Origin of the sequence: Microbacterium sp. (assembly GCF_047602155.1) — a bacterium.
Classification (GTDB): domain Bacteria; phylum Actinomycetota; class Actinomycetes; order Actinomycetales; family Microbacteriaceae; genus Microbacterium.
On record NZ_JASGHZ010000001.1, the window covers coordinates 1,947,295 to 1,963,782 of the forward strand.

13 protein-coding genes are annotated in these 16,488 nt (G+C 71.2%); 7 read left to right on the forward strand and 6 right to left on the reverse strand.

Going from position 1 to position 16,488, the window contains the following annotated elements; all coding sequences use genetic code 11:
* Positions 1-87 precede the first annotated feature (87 nt).
* The 6 genes from QM720_RS08760 (at position 88) to hpf (ending at position 6,569) form a co-directional block, all read left to right on the forward strand.
* The gene (locus QM720_RS08760; protein ID WP_415125728.1) at positions 88-732 is read left to right on the forward strand and encodes an MIP/aquaporin family protein; all 645 of its coding nucleotides are present in this window, start codon (positions 88-90) and stop codon (positions 730-732) included.
* 155 nt (positions 733-887) lie between these two features.
* Entirely contained in the window at positions 888-1,577 is a 690-nt protein-coding gene (gene mtrA, locus QM720_RS08765; protein WP_415125729.1) for an MtrAB system response regulator MtrA, read from the forward strand.
* A gap of 10 nt (positions 1,578-1,587) precedes the next feature.
* Positions 1,588-3,255 carry an MtrAB system histidine kinase MtrB gene (gene mtrB, locus QM720_RS08770; RefSeq protein WP_415125730.1) on the forward strand — a complete coding sequence of 556 codons (1,668 nt, stop codon included), beginning with the start codon at positions 1,588-1,590 and terminating at the stop codon, positions 3,253-3,255.
* On the forward strand, positions 3,252-4,952 hold the full coding sequence (locus QM720_RS08775; protein WP_415125731.1) for an LpqB family beta-propeller domain-containing protein: 1,701 nt from the start codon (positions 3,252-3,254) through the stop codon (positions 4,950-4,952). Before mtrB ends, QM720_RS08775 begins: the two co-directional genes overlap by 4 nt.
* A 112-nt stretch (positions 4,953-5,064) precedes the next feature.
* The gene (locus QM720_RS08780; protein ID WP_415125732.1) at positions 5,065-5,784 is read left to right on the forward strand and encodes a ComF family protein; all 720 of its coding nucleotides are present in this window, start codon (positions 5,065-5,067) and stop codon (positions 5,782-5,784) included.
* Positions 5,785-5,906: 122 nt separating this feature from the next.
* The gene (hpf, locus tag QM720_RS08785) at positions 5,907-6,569 is read left to right on the forward strand and encodes a ribosome hibernation-promoting factor, HPF/YfiA family (protein ID WP_415125733.1); all 663 of its coding nucleotides are present in this window, start codon (positions 5,907-5,909) and stop codon (positions 6,567-6,569) included.
* Between the two features lie 592 nt (positions 6,570-7,161).
* Here hpf and QM720_RS08790 read toward each other — a convergent pair.
* From QM720_RS08790 to QM720_RS08805, 4 genes are all read right to left on the reverse strand, one after another.
* Entirely contained in the window at positions 7,162-8,379 is a 1,218-nt protein-coding gene (locus QM720_RS08790; RefSeq protein WP_415125734.1) for an ABC transporter permease, read from the reverse strand.
* On the reverse strand, positions 8,376-9,137 hold the full coding sequence (locus QM720_RS08795; RefSeq protein WP_415125735.1) for an ABC transporter ATP-binding protein: 762 nt from the start codon (positions 9,135-9,137) through the stop codon (positions 8,376-8,378). The genes QM720_RS08790 and QM720_RS08795 overlap by 4 nt, the downstream gene beginning before the upstream one ends.
* Positions 9,134-10,063 (reverse strand): efflux RND transporter periplasmic adaptor subunit, encoded by a 930-nt coding sequence (locus tag QM720_RS08800; RefSeq protein WP_415125736.1) that lies wholly within the window; start codon positions 10,061-10,063, stop codon positions 9,134-9,136. The genes QM720_RS08795 and QM720_RS08800 overlap by 4 nt, the downstream gene beginning before the upstream one ends.
* 181 nt (positions 10,064-10,244) lie before the next feature.
* Positions 10,245-11,579 carry a hypothetical protein gene (locus QM720_RS08805; RefSeq protein WP_415125737.1) on the reverse strand — a complete coding sequence of 445 codons (1,335 nt, stop codon included), beginning with the start codon at positions 11,577-11,579 and terminating at the stop codon, positions 10,245-10,247.
* Between the two features lie 182 nt (positions 11,580-11,761).
* Here QM720_RS08805 and secA point away from each other — a divergent pair, with 182 nt between their 5' ends.
* Positions 11,762-14,593: a preprotein translocase subunit SecA gene (gene secA, locus QM720_RS08810; RefSeq protein ID WP_415125738.1), complete on the forward strand. Its 2,832-nt coding sequence runs from the start codon at positions 11,762-11,764 to the stop codon at positions 14,591-14,593.
* A gap of 113 nt (positions 14,594-14,706) precedes the next feature.
* On the opposite strand, the gene QM720_RS08815 is transcribed toward secA, so the two are convergent.
* Positions 14,707-15,978, reverse strand: a complete 1,272-nt coding sequence (locus tag QM720_RS08815; RefSeq protein ID WP_415125739.1) for an ATP-binding protein — start codon at positions 15,976-15,978, stop codon at positions 14,707-14,709.
* 203 nt (positions 15,979-16,181) lie between these two features.
* Complete coding sequence (locus tag QM720_RS08820; RefSeq protein WP_415125740.1) at positions 16,182-16,481, reverse strand: DUF503 domain-containing protein; 300 nt, start codon at positions 16,479-16,481, stop codon at positions 16,182-16,184.
* Positions 16,482-16,488 lie beyond the last annotated feature (7 nt).

A 16,488-nucleotide genomic window follows, 5' to 3' on the forward strand; every position in this document is an offset into this window, starting at 1 on the left:
GCGTGGAATACCTGGGAGAAAGCTGAACGTGCTCTACCCTTGATGCGCCGGGGCGACGTTCCCGGCCCTCAACCTAAGGAGTACCCCATGACCGGCATTGTTCGCAGTGCGGTTGCCGAACTCGTCGGCACATTCGTCTTCGTCTCCGCCATCATCGCGGCGGTCAACAGCGGCAGCGCCCTCACGCCGCTGGCCATCGGCTTCGCCCTGATGGTCATGGTCTTCGCCACCGGCCACATCTCCGGCGCGCACCTGAACCCGGCCGTCACGGTCGCGGTGTGGCTGCGCGGGGCGATCGACGTCGCGGGAGCGGGCGTCTACATCGTGGCGCAGCTGATCGGCGGCGCGCTCGCCGCCGCGCTGAGCTTCGCGCTGTGGCCCGCCGCCGAGGCGCCGGCCGCGATCGAGGTGGGCCCCGCCTTCCTCGCCGAAGCGCTCGGCACGTTCGCCCTCGCCTTCGTCGTGCTCAACGTGGCCACGAGCAAGGACCACCCGAACAACTCGTTCTACGGCCTCGCCATCGGCTCGACCGTGTTCGTCGGCGCCGTCGGCCTCGGCCCCATCTCGGGCGGCGGCTTCAACCCGGCCGTGGCGCTCGGCCTGTCGATCACCGGCGCGTTCGACTTCGCGTCGTACTGGCTGTACTTCATCGCCCCGATCGTCGGCGCCGCCGTCGCGGCCGTCGTGTTCCGCGTGCTCAACGCGCACGACAAGCTGCCCGCCGCGGAGTAGTCGACGCTGGATGCCGGCCTGGCACGGTGCCTCTCGGGCGCCGGTCGGGCCGGCTTCATCGTTCTGTGCGGCTTCGTCGGCTACTGTGTGGAGTGCGCTGGGGATGCGAGTCGCCCCCGGTGTGTGAGCCCGACGCAAAGGACGTACGCGTTTCCATGACTTCCCGCATCCTCGTTGTCGACGACGACACGGCACTTGCAGAGATGATCGGCATCGTGCTGCGCACCGAGGGGTTCGAGCCGGTCTTCTGCGCCGACGGCGCCGCGGCGGTGGACGTGTGGCGTGCGCAGCGTCCCGAGCTCGTGCTGCTCGACCTGATGCTCCCGGGGCTCGACGGCATCGAGATCTGCACCCGCATCCGCGCCGAGTCGGGCGTGCCGATCATCATGCTCACCGCCCGCACCGACACCGCCGACGTCGTGCGGGGGCTCGAGTCCGGCGCCGACGACTACATCGTCAAGCCCTTCAACCCGAAGGAGCTCGTCGCCCGCATCCGCACCCGGCTGCGTCCGGCGACCAAGTCGGCGACCGTCGAGGGGGGTCTCCTGCGCGTCGGCGACATCGTCGTCGACGTGGCCGCGCACGAGGTGCGCCGCGGCGACGAGGTCATCGCGCTGACGCCCCTGGAGTTCGAGCTGCTCGTCGCGCTGGCCTCCAAGCCCCAGCAGGTGTTCTCACGCGAGATGCTGCTGGAGCAGGTCTGGGGCTACCACTACAAGGCCGACACCCGGCTCGTGAACGTCCACGTGCAGCGCCTGCGCGCCAAGGTCGAGATCGACCCCGACAACCCGAAGATCGTGATGACGGTCCGCGGCGTCGGCTACCGCGCCGGCGCCGTCGTCTGATCGGACCGCCGTGACGTCGCGCGTGGCGACCGTGCCGACCCTGACCGACTGGCGGTCGTGGCCGCGGCGCGTCGTGCACTCCTGGCAGCGCTCGCTGCGCTTCCGCACGGTCGCGGTGACGCTCGGGCTGACCGCGCTGGCGATTCTCGCGGCGTTCGTCGCGATGGCCCTGGCCATCCAGAACGATCTGTTCGAGTCGCGCGTGCAGCAGGTGCAGGAGGCGGTGCAGCGTGCGACGGCATCCACGCAGCGCACCCTGGATGCCGCGCAGGTCACCGGCGACGCCGTCGCGCTGCAGACCCTGTGGGACAACTCGGTGCAGGCGATGTCGCGGCAGGCGGGCACCGACCTCATCGCCGCGTTCCGCGTGTCGAGCGTGCCGTCGGCGATCGCCCCGCAGAACATCCAATCCGGCGACATCGCCGACCTCGTCACCTCCGAGCTGCGCGACAGCGTGCGCGGCGACGGAGAGAAGCTGTGGTGGCAGTCGATCGGTCTGCCGACGGAGGACGGCGGGCGGCTGCCCGGGGTCGTCATCGGGCAGCAGCTCGTGTTTCCCGAGGTCGGCGCGTACGAGTTCTACTTCGCGTACGACCTCGGCTCCGAGCAGCAGACGCTGCAGTTCGTCCAGGTGACGCTGTGGCTCGTCGGGGCGGGGCTCGTGCTCTTGATCGGGGCGATCTCGTGGTTCGTGCTGCGCTCGGTCACGGTGCCGATCGCCGAGGCGGCCGAGACGAGCGCGACGCTGGCGGCGGGCGATCTGGGCGTGCGGCTGCCGGTGCGCGGCGAGGACGAGTTCGCGACCCTCGGCCGCTCGTTCAACGCGATGGCCGACAGCATCGAGGCGCAGATCAAAGAGCTCGCCGAGCTCTCGCTCGTGCAGCAGCGGTTCGTGTCCGACGTCTCGCACGAGCTGCGCACGCCGCTGACGACGATCCGCCTGGCCAGTGACATGCTCAACGACCGGCGCGAGAGCTTCGATGCCGCGACGGCGCGGGCCGCCGAGCTGCTGCACGCGCAGGTGCAGCGGTTCGAGACGCTGCTGACCGACCTGCTGGAGATCAGCCGTTACGACGCCGGATCGGTGCAGCTGGAGTACGAGCCCACGAGCCTCGCCCACCTCGCCGAGGACGTCATCGCCTCGATGCACCAGCTGGCCGAGCAGCACGGCACCGACGTGCGCCTGGTCGCGCCCGGCGGCTACTCGCCGGTGGACATGGACCCGCGCCGGGTGCGCCGGGTGGTGCGCAACCTCCTCGGCAACGCGATCGAGCACGGCGAGGGCCGGCCGATCGTCGTCACCGTCGACAGCGACCGCGACGCCGTCGCGATCGGCGTGCGCGACTACGGCCTGGGCATGAGCGCGGCCGACTCCGAGCGGGTCTTCGACCGGTTCTGGCGCGCCGACCCGTCGCGCACCCGCACGATCGGGGGCACGGGCCTCGGCCTGTCGATCGCGCTGGGCGATGCGCGGCTGCACGGCGGCACGCTCGCGGTGTGGTCGGAGCTCGGCCGCGGCACCAACTTCGTGCTCACGCTGCCCCGCCGCGGGCAGGATCTCGGTGGCGCCTCGCCCATCCCCGTCGACCCCGGCGACGACGCGGCGCTGGAAGACCTCGGCCTGACGCAGCCGATCACGATTCCCGAGGCATCCGCGAAGACGGGGGAGGCGCCATGATCGGCCGTCGCATGCTGGCCGCCGCGGTGTCGGCGCTGGCGGCTCTCGCGCTCACGGCGTGCGCGGGCCTGCCCACCTCCGGCGCCGTCAACGCCGGCGACGCCGTCGCCGACGCCGACACGACCAGCGACTTCGCCTTCATCCCCAACGGCCCCGTGGAGGACGCGACGCCGCAGCAGATCGTCGAGGGCTTCATCGCGGCCGGCTCCGGGCCCAGCAACAACTGGCAGACCGCGCAGACGTTCCTCACCCCCGAGTTCACGGGGCAGTGGAAGCCGCAGGACGGGGTGACGGTGTACAGCCCGGGCCTGCGCACGATCGCGGAGGTCGCCGAAGACGAGTTCGTCCTCACCGTCACGCCGGTCGCGACGGTGGATGCCGCGGGCGAGCTGACGACGGCGGGCGACACCGGCGACATCCGGCTGACCTTCAAGCTCGAGCAGCAGGCCGACGGCCAGTGGCGCATCAGCCAGGCGCCCGACGGGATCGTGCTCGACCGCACCCGCTTCGCCGCGGTGTTCGCCGCCTCCTCGATCATGTACTTCGACCCGACGTGGACCTACCTCGTCCCCGACCAGCGGTGGTTCCCGCGCGCCTACGCGGCCACGCGCATCGCCCAGGCCCTCGTCGACGGCGAGCCGAGCCCGTGGCTGGCGGGGTCGGTGGCCACGGCGTTCACCGACGACGCGCGCCTCGCGCAGGCGGCGGTGCCGGTGCGCTCCAACGTCGCCGAGGTGACGCTGCAGGACGGCGCCGGTGCGCTGGATCAGCTCGTGCTCGACCGCATGCAGACGCAGCTGGAGGCGAGCCTGGTCGGCACCGGCGGGATCGCCGGCGTCGACATGCTGACCGTCGGCGACCAGCGGCTGGCCGCCGAGGCGGTCACGGTGCGCTCCACCCGTGTCGACTCGCGCCCCCTCGTGCTGACCGCCGACGCCTTCGGATTCGTCGCGGGCAGCACGATCGAGGAGATCCCCGGACTGTCCGACGCGGTGACCGGCCTCGCCGCGAACGGCGTGGTCGCGATCGAGACGGATGCCGAACGCACGCTCGCCGCCGTCCGCGACGCCGACGGCGCCGTGCTCGTCGCCCGCGCCGACGGGTCGACGTCGCAGCTCGATCCGCGCAGCGGCCTGGTCGCCCCCTCGGTCGACCCGTTCGGCTTCGTCTGGACCGCTCCCGTCGACGACCCGGCCGGCGTCGTCGCCTACGCCGCCGACAGCGGCGCGGCGGTGCAGGTCGCGGGCGGCTGGCCCGGGGCGACGCAGATCGTCGCACAGCGGGTCTCGCGCGACGGCACGCAGGTGGCCGCCGTCGTGCGCGACGGCGAGGACTACTCCCTGTGGGTCGCCGGCATCCAGCGTGACCGGGATCACGCCCCCGTGACGCTCGGCACTCCCAAGGTGCTGGCGGTGCTGCCGGGGCCCGCTGGTGCCCTGACGTGGCTCGATGCCGCCACCCTGGGCGTGCTCACGACCGACGACGGCGAGGACAACCTCTACACGCACGAGGTCGGCGGGTTCGGCTCGATGCTGCGGACGCCGCCGGCCGCGACGGCGGTCGCCGGCGGCTCGCAGTCGGGCGGGGTGCGCCTGCGCGACGCCGACGGGGAGCTGTACACGAAGAGCGGCGCGAACTGGCAGCACCTCGGGTCGGGCGTGCTCGTGCTCGCCATCCAGCAGGGGATGCCGCACTGACGCGCACCACGCCGTCGTCGGAACCTCCTGCACAGCCCGCGGATCCGGGCGATCCGTCCACAGATCGGCGCAGCGCCGCTTTCGGCCCGGCGCGATGATCGATGATCGGAGGATGGCAGCGGCATCCCTCGTGTGCGTCGTGCGCGACGCGGTCGAAGAGGCGCTCGCGCTCGTGCTGCCCACGTGGTGCGCGGGATGCGACGCGCCCGACGTCGCGCTGTGCGCGGCGTGCCGCGGCGCGCTGGCGGCGGAGGTGCGGGTGACGCGGGCCGACGTCGGCGGGGTCGCCGTGCACAGTGCGCTCGTGTTCGACGGCGTGCCGGCCCGGGTGCTGCGGTCGTTCAAGGAGGACGGCCGTACCGGGCTGGCGCGGCCACTCGGTGCGGCACTGCGCGGGGCAGTACAGGGGGCGGTACACGGTGCGGTGGAGGGCGCACTGTGCGGCGCGCTCGCTGCGGCCGGGGGCGCCGTGCCGGTGTCTCCGGAACCGGTCGTCGTCCCGGTGCCCTCGTCCCCGGCGGCGCTGCGGCGGCGCGGCTACGAGGTCGCCGGGCTCATCGCGCGACGCGGCGGCCTGCGGCCGGTCGCGGCGCTGACGACCGCCGGGCACGCCGACCAGCGGAGCCTCGGCCGTGCGGAGCGCGCACGCAACGTCGCCGGGACGATGCGCGCCCGCGGCGTGCGAGGGGTGCCGGTGGTCGTCGTGGACGACGTCGTCACGACCGGCGCGACCCTCCGCGAGGCCGTGCGGGCGCTGCGGGAAGCCGGTGCGATCGTGGTCGCGGCGGCGACCGTCGCCTCGACGCCGATGAAGTCCCCCTCGAAACCCTGAGCAATCGGTTTGTCCCGGCATTTCGCAGGTGACACCGGGCCCGCGCACCACTAGCGTTGGGGGCACCAAGGCGAACTCAGGGTCCGCCCTTGACCGGGCGGACCGGAACAAGGAGGTCAAGGATGGAAACCAGCATCGTCGGCGTCGGGGTGAGCATCTCCGATCGCTTCCGCACGGTCGCCGAAGAGAAGTCCGTCCGGATCCAGAATCTGGCACCGCGCGCGCAGCGCCTGGATGTCAAGGTCACGCATCGGGCCTATCACAACGGCTCCCGCGAAGAAGAGACGGTCGAGCTGACCGTCACCGGCAAGGGGCCCGTCGTGCGTGCCGAGGCCACGGATGCCGACAAGTTCACGGCGCTCGATCTCGCCGTCGACAAACTCGCCGAGCAGTTGCGCCGCGCCAAGGACAAGCGCGTCGACGCGCGCAACCACCCGCGGGGTGCCCGCTTCGACAAGGCGCACGGCGACCTGGAGGGCATCGACGTGCAGCCGGCGTCCATCGACACGCTGCGCGCGGTCGCGACCGGCGAGGTGCCGATCGTCGCCGAGGACGGCGAAGAGGACTACACGCCCGTCGTCATCCGCACGAAGAACTTCGACGCGGAGTGGATGACCGTCGAAGAGGCCGTCGACCGCATGGAGCTGGTTGGCCACGACTTCTTCCTGTTCATCGACGCGCGCAGCGACCACCCGAGCGTCGTCTACCGCCGCAAGGGCTGGGACTACGGCGTCATCTCTCTGACCGCCGTCGCCCCGCCGGTCGAGGAGGAGCTCGCCTCCTGACGGGTCCGTGACACGGGGACGGATGCCGCGCGCATCCGTCCCCTCGTCGTCTCGGCATCCCCCGCCCCCGCCCGCGTCCGCGCCCGCCACCGAGTCCGGCTTGCGCCGCGCATTCCGGCTTGCGCTACAGAATCCTGCTCGCGCTACAGAAACTTCGACAGCGCGTGCAGGATTCGACAGCGCGAAGGTCCGCGCGGCGGCCGCGCCGCGGAGTCCGGCACCCGCCGCGGAATCCGGCACCCGCTGCGGAATCCGGCTCGCGCTATAGAAACCCGCTCGCGCTACAGAATCCTGCTTGCGCTACAGAAATTTCGATAGCGCGTGCAGGATTCGACAGCGCGAAGGCCCGCGCGGTGGCCGCGCCGCGGAATCCGGCACCCGCTGCGGAATCGGGCTCGCGCTATAGAAACCCGCTCGCGCTACAGATACCGGCACGCGCTATAGAAACCCGCTCGCGCTACAGAATCCTGCTCGCGCTACAGAAATTTCGATAGCGCGTGCAGGATTCGACAGCGCGAAGGCGCGCGGGGCGCGGGGGGCGCGGGGCGCGGGGCGACGCATTCGAGGGGGCGGGAGGCGGGCACGGCGGTGTCTAGAAGCGCAGGGTGTCGATGACCCTGGCGCGGACGGCGGCGAGGGCGGGGAGGAACCCCGCGACGGCGCCGATGCCGACGGCGGCGGCGAGGGCGACCAGTGCGGCGCGCAGCGGGAAGGGCGGGTTGTCCTGCAGCGGCGGCACGACGCCCAGGGCGAAGAGGGTGCGCATGACGATGATCGCCAGCGCGATGCCGATGACACCCGCGACCGCCGTCGCGACGACGTTCTCCAGCAGCACCGTCGTGAAGATGCGGCCGCTGGTGGCGCCGAAGCTGCGGCGCACGCCGATCTCACGGATGCGCTGGCGCATCGCGACGAGCTGGATGTTCACGAGCCCGAGCCCGCCCAGCAGCAGCACGAGGCCTGCGATGAGCCCCGTGACGAGCTCGAAGATCGCCACCTGCTGCTGATACTCCGGGCGCGAGCCCCAGTCGGCCCGGTTGAGGCTCACCTGCACGTCGGAGCCGGCCCCCGCCCGCAGCTGCGCCGCCAGCTCGGGACCGATCGCGTCGACGGTGTCGGGGGAGACCCACAGCTCCCACGACATCGAGTCGTTCGCCGACAGGGTCTCGGCGCGCTGGAGGTAGGTGTCGGTGAGGAGCGTGATCGTCTTCTGGTTGTCGCCCGCCCATTCCGCGGGCGTGACGCCGATGATCCGGTAGGTGCCGCCGAGGGCGCCGAGCAGCTGCAGCGTGGGGTTCGCGCCGAGGGACGGCGCACCCAGCGCCTGCCACAGCGGTTCGGATACGATCACCGGCGGCGCGAGCCATTCGGCGTCGCCGTCGGTGAACCACCGGCCGGCGTGCAGCGTCGTGCGGTGGATCACCGCATAGTCCTCGTCGGCCAGGCGCACCGAGACCGGGCGGACGAAGTCCGTCAGCTGTACGGATGCCGGCTCGGCGAGCTGGTCGGCGCGCCGAGTGAGGTGGTCGATCCCGAATCGTTCGGCCGCCGCGCGCACCTGGGCGTCGAAGGCCGCCCCGTCGAGCGTGCCGCCGTCGGTGCGGGTCGCGCTGATCGAGATGGTCGCCTCCCGGCCGCCGTAGCGGTCGGACTGCTCGATCGTCTGCTGCCGGATGTAGTCGCCGAACGCGAGCACCGCCGCGATCGCCGCGACCGACACCGCGATGCCGACGAGGCTCAGCAGCACCCGAAGCTTGTGGTGGCGCAGCTCGGCCCACGCCTCGCTCAGGGCGCCGACGACGGCGCTCACGCGTCCACCCCCGCGTCGAGCGCGGTGACGGCGCCGAGGGCGGTCTCGCGGGATGCCGCATCCAGCGCGACGGGTGCGAGCACCCCGGCATCCAGCCGGTAGTGCCGGCGTGCGCGAGCGGCGACGTGCAGGTCGTGCGTGATGGTGACGAGGGCCGCCGCCGTCTTGCCGGCGACCTCGTCGAGCAGCGTCATGACCGCGGCGCCGGTCTCGACGTCGAGCGCGCCGGTCGGCTCGTCGGCGAGGATCAGCGCCGGGCGCCGCACGAGGGCGCGCGCGATGGCGACGCGCTGCTGCTCGCCGCCGGACAGCTGCTCGGGCACCGAGTCGAGCCGGTGGCTGAGGCCGACGCGGTCGAGCATCTCCTCGGCCAGCCTCCGCCGGCGCCAGAACTGGGCGCCGGACGCATACCCCAGCGGCATCGCGACGTTCTCGGTCGCGGTGCGACCGGGCAGCAGGTTGAACTGCTGGAACACGAAGCCGACCTCGCTCCCGCGCAGGCGGTCGAGCGTGCCGCGCCGCATCCGGGTGCCGTCGTGGAACACCGGACGCCCGCGGAAGAAGACCTCGCCGGTGGAGGGCAGGTCGAGCATGCCGAGGATGTTCAGCAGCGTCGACTTGCCCGACCCGCTGCGGCCGACGATCGCGACGTGGTCGCCGGCATCCACCGACAGGTCCACGCCGCGCAGGATGTCCAGGCGCGTGTCGTCGGGCAGCGTGACGTGACGCGTGACGCCGCGCAGATCGACGAGACTCACCAGCTCATTCCCGCGGGTTCGCAGTACTGGCCGCCGGCGCCGTCGTCGTAGCAGACCGGCTCGTCGCCGGAGGTCTGGCCGGGCACGAACTGGCGCACGACGTCGCCCTCGGCGAGCCCCTCCGTCACCTGCACGACGGTGCCGTCGGTGACGCCGAGCTTCACCGTGCGCTGCTCGGCGGTGCCGTCGACATCGACCCAGACGACGCCGGTCCCGGCGCCGCCCTTGACGGCCGTCGTGGGGATGAGCAGCGCGTCGTCGGCCGACCCGACCCGCACCGCGAGCGACGCCTTGAGCCCGGCGAACACCTGCTGGTCGCCGGGCACGGCGCACACGACGCTCGTCGTGCCGTCCTCGGAGACCTGCACCTTCAGCCCGGTGCAGGTGAACGGGGCGGGTCCGCCCTGGATCGTCACCTGCGCCTCGGTCGGTGCGCCCACGAGCCGGTACAGCAGCACGGGCTCGATGGTGCCCATGAGGTGGAACCGGGCCGGCGAGATCTTGGCGACCTCGCCACCGATCGACACGCTCTGCCCGGCGACGAGCTCGAACGACGTGACGTCGCCCGCCTCGGGCGCGACGATGTTTGTGACGGTGTTCGGCCACTCGTTCGCCTTGACGGTGAACAGCACCTGGCCGGCGGTCACCGCCTGCCCCTGGCCGACGGCCACGCTCGTGATGGTGGCATCCACCCCCGAGCGCACGGTGATCGCGTCGTCGCGGGCGACGGTGCCGTCGATGGTCAGTTCGTCGGTGACGGCGCCGCGCTCGACCGCGACCGTCGGCGCGGTGACCTCCCCGCCGGGGACGACGGTCGCGGCCTGCGCCTCGTCGGGGAAGAAGGCGAGTTTGACGAGCGCCGCGGCGATCGCGCCACAGACGACGAGCATGAGGATCGGGAAGATCCAGCGGCGCCACACGAGCATAGGGTCCTCCAGGCAGGGACGGGATTTCTCCGAACCTACGGGGTCGGATGCCGCCGCGGTGGCAATTCAGGGTGGAATCGGGGATGCCCCCGATAGGGGCTCCGCCGTCGCGGGTGGCCGCCGCGCGCGGACAGGGGTCGTCTGCGGCGGCGAACCGGCCCGACGGCGGTGCGCAGCCGGATCAGTCGAAGATGCCGTCGAGGATGCTGCCGATCACGATCCCGCCGAGGATGCCGCCCAGCACATCGTTGCCGCCGCGCTGTCCGCGGCCGCCCTGGCCTCCCCGCCCCGGTCCGCCCCAGTCGTCGTCCCGGGGGCGCGACGCGTCGATGTCGCGCTGGGCGAGCTGCAGCGCTTCGGCGGCCAGCGCGCCGCAGCGGCGGGCATCGGCCAGCGCCCGCTCGCGGTCGTCCTCCACGATCGGCTGACCGCCGACGGCGGCGAGGTCGAGCCGGAGGCGTTCGGCCTCGGCGAGGCGGGTGCGGGCGTCGGCGCCGATCCAGCCGCGGTGCCCCGAGATGACGCCGCGGGCGACGCCCAGTTGGCGGTCGGCATCCTCGATCGCGTGCCGCACGTGCGACTCGGGCGGCGCGGGGTGCGTGGCCCGGTAGCGGGCCTTGTCGACGGCGGCATCCAGCGCGGCGTTCGCCTCGCGCAGCCGGGTGAGCTCGGCGAACGGATCGGGCCGGGTGCCGGCCGGTGCCAGCGCCGCGAGCTCCTGCTCCAGCGCCGTCATCGCCGCCGTGACGGCCGGCACGTGCACGAGGTCTCTCGCCGCGGCGAGGTCGTCGCGGGAGTCGTCGACGATGGCGTCCAGCGTCGACTCGGCGCGCAGCGCCTCGATCTCGAAGGCGTCGACGGCGTCGAGCAGCGTCGTTGCGCGCCGCGCCGCCTCGATCGCCGTCTCCAGCGCGAGGTTCGCCTGTTCGCGCTGCCCCGACTCGCGGCGCGCCGCCGACACGTCGGCACCGTGGATGGCGAACTCCAGCAGCTGCGCGGCCTCGGCCGGGTTGCGGGCGATCTTGCGCACCGCCTCGTCGGCGTACCGTGCGCCCAGGCGCGCCAGGGTCGCCTCGGCGCGGGGGATGCGTGCGGTGCCGGAGGCGACGTCGGCGCGGATGCCGGCGACGATCTCCGGCGCGCGCCGGGCGCGGGAGATCGGCTCGGCCAGCGCCTGCAGCCGGTCATCGAGCAGATCCTGCGCCCAGTCGCACAGCTGGAGGATGCGCGCGTTGCGGGTGCGCAGCTCGTCCGCCGTGTCGGGGAGGTGGTCGTGGTTGAGCTGATTCAGCTGGAACGCCTCGCCGAGGTGGTGCCGCACCGCCGCGAGCGCCTCGCGCAGTTCGCGCGTGGCGTCGCGCCCCAGTTCCAGTTCGGCGAAGACGAGTTCGTCGGTCGTCGTGCGCACGCGCTCGTCCACGGCGACGAGGGCGGCGTCGGCGCGCTGCCCCTGTTGTGCGTCGTGCGACGCGAGTTCTTCGCGCTCTCGCTTGCGGGCGCTCCAGAATCCGGCCATGGCACGATCCTATGCGGCGCCGGTGACCCGACGGCGGGGCGGATGCCGGTCCACAGGCGATTCAGCGGCGTACACAGCAAGCGATGGTCACGGCCCGGTAACATAGCACTTTGTGCTGTGCCTGTCGCGCGCGGCACGGGCGGCATCCGAGGCCGCCCGCATCCGACAGATGGAGATCGTCCGTGGCCAATCCGCTCGAGAAACTGCTCCGCGCCGGTGAGGGACGCATCCTCCGGCGCCTTCAGCAGGTCGTGAAGGCCGTGAACGCCCTCGAAGAGGATTACGCCCAGCTCACCGACGAAGAGCTGCGCGGCGAGACGGCCGAACTGCGTGCCCGCTACGAGGCCGGCGAGACCCTCGACAAGCTCATGCCCGAGGCCTTCGCGGCCGTGCGTGAGGCGGCCCAGCGCACGCTCGGCCAGCGCCCCTACGACGTACAGATCATGGGCGGCGCGGCGCTGCACCTCGGCAACATCGCCGAGATGAAAACCGGTGAGGGCAAGACCCTGACGGCGACCTTCGCCGTGTACCTCAACGCGATCGCCGGCAAGGGCGTGCACGTCATCACGGTGAACGACTTCCTCGCGTCGTACCAGTCCGAGCTCATGGGCCGCGTCTACCGGGCGCTCGGCATGACGACGGGCACGATCATCGCCGGGCAGACCCCCGACGTGCGCCGCGCGCAGTACGACGCCGACATCACCTACGGCACCAACAACGAGTTCGGCTTCGACTACCTGCGCGACAACATGGCCTGGCGCAAGGAGGACCTCGTCCAGCGCGGCCACTTCTTCGCGATCGTCGACGAGGTCGACTCGATCCTCATCGACGAGGCGCGCACGCCGCTCATCATCTCCGGCCCGTCGTCGGGTGAGGCCAACCGCTGGTTCGTCGAGTTCGCGAAGATCGCGAAGACCCTGGAGGCCGGCGTCGACTACGAGGTCGACGAGAAGAAGCGCACGATCGGCGTGCTCGAGCCGGGCATCGAGAAGGTCGAGGACTACCTCGGCATCGACAACCTGTACGAGTCGGCGAACACGCCGCTCATCTCGTTCCTGAACAACTCGATCAAGGCGCTGGCCCTGTTCAAGCGCGACACCGACTACGTCGTGATGAACGACGAGGTCATGATCGTCGACGAGCACACCGGCCGCATCCTGGTCGGCCGTCGCTACAACGAGGGCATCCATCAGGCGATCGAGGCGAAGGAGGCCGTGCCGGTCAAGGCCGAGAACCAGACCCTCGCCACCGTCACGCTGCAGAACTACTTCCGCCTGTACGAGAAGCTCGCCGGCATGACCGGTACCGCCGAGACCGAGGCGGCCGAGTTCATGTCGACGTACAAGCTCGGCGTCGTGCCGATCCCGACGAACAGGCCGATGATCCGCAAGGACCAGGCCGACCTCGTCTACAAGAACGAGCAGGCGAAGTTCGCACAGGTCGTCGAGGACATCGCCCGCCGGCACGAGACCGGCCAGCCGGTGCTCGTGGGCACCGTCAGCGTCGAGAAGAGCGAGTACCTGTCGCGGCTGCTCGCCAAGAAGGGCATCAAGCACGAGGTGCTCAACGCGAAAAACCACGCGCGCGAGGCCGAGATCGTCGCCCGTGCCGGGCGGTTCGGCGCCGTCACCGTCGCCACCAACATGGCCGGCCGCGGCACCGACATCATGCTCGGCGGCAACGCCGAGTTCCTCGCCGTGCAGGAGATGAAGGCGCGGGGCCTCGACCCGGTCGAGACGCCCGACGAGTACGAGGCCGCGTGGGACGACGTCTACACCGCGATGCGCGAGACCGTCGCGACCGAGGCGACGAAGGTCGTGGATGCCGGGGGCCTCTACGTCCTCGGCACCGAGCGCCACGAGTCGCGCCGCATCGACAACCAGCTGCGCGGCCGGTCGGGCCGTCAGGGCGACCCCGGCGAGAGCCGGTTCTACCTGTCGCTGACCGACGACCTCATGCGCCTGTTCCAGTCGGGCGCGGCCGAGGCGATTCTCGCGCGGACGAACTTCCCCGACGACGTCGCGATCGAGTCGGGCATGGTCTCGCGCGCCATCAAGAGCGCACAGGGCCAGGTCGAGGCGCGCAACGCCGAGATCCGCAAGAACGTCCTCAAGTACGACGACGTGCTCAACCGGCAGCGCGAGGCGATCTACGCCGACCGCCGGCACATGCTCGAAGGCGACGACCTCTCCGATCGCGTGCAGCACTTCATCGAGGATGCGATCGCGGCCGTCATCGACGACCACACCGGCGCCGGACACACCGAGAGCTGGGACTTCGACGCGCTGTGGACCGAGCTGAAGACGCTCTACCCGGTGAGCGTCACGATCGACGAGGTCGTCGCCGAGAGCGGCAGCAAGGGCCGGGTCACCGCCGAGGTGCTGGGGCGCGAGATCCTCTCCGACGCGAAGATCGCGTATACCGCGCGCGAGGAGAAGCTCGGCGAGCCGGCCATGCGCGAGCTGGAGCGCCGCGTCGTGCTCCAGGTGCTCGACCGCCGCTGGCGCGACCACCTCTACGAGATGGACTACCTCAAGGACGGCATCGGCCTGCGGGCGATGGCCCAGCGCGACCCGCTGATCGAGTACCAGCGCGAGGGCTACCAGATGTTCCAGGCCATGATGGGCCAGATCAAGGAGGAGTCGGTCGGCTTCCTCTACAACCTCGACGTCGAGGTCCGCGCGGCGGGCGACGGCGTCGAGGCGAAGGGCCTGACCGCGCCGTCGGTCGAGGCGCAGAAGCTGCAGTACACCGCCGCGAACGACGCCGGCGAGGTCGAGGTGCGCAACGACCGCGGCCAGGTGCAGCAGGCCGCGACGTCGAAGCTGCGCACCGCCGCCGCGCAGGCGGCGGCCGCGCAGGCCGCCGGTGCCGGTGGGGGCGTCGGCGGGGCCGCCGCTCCGGCGGAAGCAGCGCGCGGCGCGTTCGGGCAGCGGACCGAGTCCGCGGCATCCGGTGCCGCGCCCGCCCCGCAGAACCGCGCCCAGCGCCGCGCCGCCGGCAAGAAGAAGTGAGCTGACGCGGTCCGTCGCCAGAAACGGAAATGCCGCGAGAAACGGATGCCGGCGGCCCCCGCCGTCCGTTTCTCGCGGCATTTCCGTATTTCGCGACCGACAGTCTGCGGCGCCTACGGTCCGAGCAGAGCGAGAGGCACGACGGCGATGCCGTCCGGGCGGCGGTACGCGTACGGTCCGGTGTTGACGACGATGCGGTCGATCAGGCGATCGCCGAGTTCGCGCTGGAGCCATGCCAGGTGGCGTACATCTGTGTCGTGAACGGTGTCGGACAGCTTGACTTCGATCGCGATGCACGATCGGTCGGGCGACTCGATGACCAGATCGATCTCGTGGTCACCGTCCCTCGTGCGCAGATGCCCGATCCGGGAGTCGGCCGCTTCCGCATATACCCGCACCGACTGCGTCACCAGCGACTCGAAGAGCGCCCCAAGCCAGGTGCCGGTGGCGGGGTTCGGCGCGCCCTCCCCGACCAGCAGTCCTTGCTTGCCGACTCCGACCAGGCGTGCGGCGATCGCCGGATCGACGAGATGGTGTTTCGGGCTGGCGCCGAGACGCTTCAATGGAGCGAAAGCCGGCATCCACGCCTCCACGGGGTCGAGGATGAAGGCCCGTTGCAGATAGTCGCGGTACTGCGCAACCGTCTGGCGTGCGGGCTTGTCGTCGTCCCCCGCGGTTGCGGCATCCAAGAGCGTGGTGTAGCTCGCGGTGCTCGCCGTGGCAGCCGCGTAGGCGGCGAGCCAGGCACGCAGGGCAGCCGGGCGGCGCACAGTCATCCCGTTCTCGGGTAGTTCGCGGTCGATGACTCTCGAAACGTAGCCGTCGAGCTGCAGATCCCGCGCCCGTTCCGGGAGATCTCGGATGCCGGGGAATCCGGAACGCAGGATCTCATCGGCATAGTCGCCGACCGCGAGACTCGTGTGTCCTGAGATCTTCGGCGAGGATCCGCGGAGCAGTTCGCGCACGGACACCGTCGGATCACTGATTCCGCGTTCGGCGACCGTGAGCGGCCGCATTCGAAGGCTGACGATCCGGCCGGCGCCCGAATGAACACGAAGTCCCGGCGCTGGCGATGCCGAACCCGTAAGCAGGAATCGGCCTCCGGAACGGTCGGCATCGACCGCGTCGCGGACGCGATCCCATACGTCGGGAACGAGTTGCCATTCATCGACGAGCACGGGTGGGTCGACGGCAGTGACCAGGTCGAGGTTGCCGGCGAGCGCGGCTCGCTGTGGGGCCGTCGTCATGGAGAGCACGGTTCGGGCGCGCTGGGTTGCGGTGGCCGTCTTTCCGACGGCCTTGGCTCCCTCGAGTGCGATCGCCGCCAAATGCGGGAACACCTCATCGAGCGTACGGTCGACGATGCGCTGCCGATAGCCGTCCATGTCGTTAAATCTAACAGATAGCGGTATCAATAACTAACAGATAGCGGATATCTTATCTAACAGATAGCCGGACTTGTTGACTAACAAGGGGCCGGAGCTCCTGTCTTGCGGATCGTCGCCAGAAACGGAAATGCCGCGAGAAACGGATGCCGGCGGCCCCTGCCGTCCGTTATTCGCGCCATTTCCGTTTTGCGCGGACACCTTCACAGATCGTCGGCGGAGACGATCCTCGGCCGCGCGGACAGCACGGTGACCTCGGGGTGCTCCTCGGCGACCAGGCGTTCGGCGCGTTCGAGCACGTCGCGCACGTGACCGGCGTGCGAGGCGACGACGCTCACGCCGACGGTGGCGCGCCGATGCAGGTCATGCGCGCCGACCTCGGCGGCAGTCGCTTCGGTGCGACGGCTGAGATCGGCGATGAGGGGGCGCAGGATGCCGCGCTTCTCCTTCAGGGAGTGCACGTCGCCCAGTAGCAGGTCGAACTCGACCCATCCGATCCACATCGCCGTC